Origin of the sequence: Brevibacillus sp. BC25 (assembly GCF_000282075.1) — a bacterium.
Taxonomy (GTDB): Bacteria; Bacillota; Bacilli; order Brevibacillales; family Brevibacillaceae; genus Brevibacillus.
Window position 1 is genome coordinate 1 of the sequence record NZ_AKIX01000075.1, and the last position, 1343, is coordinate 1343.

Genomic DNA, 1343 nt, shown 5'->3' on the forward strand with positions numbered 1-1343 from the left:
GTCTCGGTCGGTTGGTCATAGCCCCGTCAAGTAGACACTAAAAAAGAGAAATTTTTTAGGCGGCGATCGCTTCTCTGTATTCTATAGGGGAGAGGTCGCCGAGTTTTTTCTGGAAGCGCTCTTCGTTATAGTAGTTGATGTATTCCATTACCATTCTCCGAGCTTCCACTTCATTTACTGGTTTTTCAAGGTATAGCTTCTCTGCTTTTAAGTGAGAAAAGAACGACTCGATGCAGGCGTTATCGTAACAATTTCCCCTTCTTGAATGACTTCCAATCAGTTCTTTATCATCTAGTAACTTCTTGTACGTTTTCGTTGTGTATTGATACCCTTGATCGGAATGAAGAATAGCACCTTTGGCATTTACATGTTCTACAGTACGTATAACGAGTTGTAAATCGTTACAAGAAGACATCTCCCAGGCCACAACTTCGTTGTTGCACAAATCTAAAACGACTGATAAATATACAAATTGATGTCCAATCCGAATAAAGGTAATATCTGTTACCAATTTCTTCAATATTTCTTCAACTGCAAACTCACGGTTGAGAACATTTTGAAAAACAACGGATGGTTTGCGCCCCGCAAAGGGGCGCTTCTTCCGAATGACAGAGCGAATCCCAAGTTCCCGCATAAGCCTACGCACTTTTTTGTGGTTCATCGTAAATCCTTCTTTATGAAGAGCTGTACGCATGCGTTTATAGCCGAAATGTGGGCGAATTCGATGAATGGCAAGAATTTGTTCCTTCAGGTTGGTATCTCGTTCAACACGATGAGTAGCACGTGGTTTCAAGATCTTCTTCCACTTGTAGTAACCTGATCGCGACACTTCCGCAATCCTGCACAGCATCATGATGGGATACATATGACTCATTTTTTCAATGGTACGAAACCGGGCTTGCTTATCCAACTTCCCTCCCCATGTAGATTCGGATTGAGCTTTTTTAGATATTCTAAATGAGCTTTCAAGTAGGCATTTTCTTCTTCAAGACTGCTAAATTTCTTCCTTCCCCAGCTCCCACGGTAATCCTCAAACGACTCTCCGTTTTGATGTCTACGAACCCATTCGATGATTTGGGCATCACCCTTAATCCCTAATCTTCCTCGAATTTGCGCATAGGTCAGCCGCTCTTCAAGTCGTAATCGAACAGCTTCTTTCTTGAGTTCATCGCTATAACGCAAAAAGACTTGTCCTTTTTTGGGTGGCATGAAAAAACCCCTCCGGTCAACAGTATTGAGTACATGGTATCATGAACTCTTTATTTACTGTCTACCATAAGGGGATAATACCAGGTGTCCCTAAGATCTTCGCTTATTTCTCCTGTTTCCTCTACGAGCTTTCC

Annotated in this window: 1 protein-coding gene; it reads right to left on the reverse strand. The window is 42.1% G+C overall.

Features of this window, described 5'->3' with window-relative positions; all coding sequences use genetic code 11:
- Positions 1-55: 55 nt before the first annotated feature.
- Positions 56-1209 (reverse strand): IS3 family transposase gene (locus tag PMI05_RS19850; RefSeq protein ID WP_085972487.1). Its coding sequence is split into 2 segments (ribosomal slippage): positions 56-948 and positions 948-1209, totalling 1155 coding nucleotides; the frame shifts between segments, so codons are not numbered across the junction.
- Positions 1210-1343 lie beyond the last annotated feature (134 nt).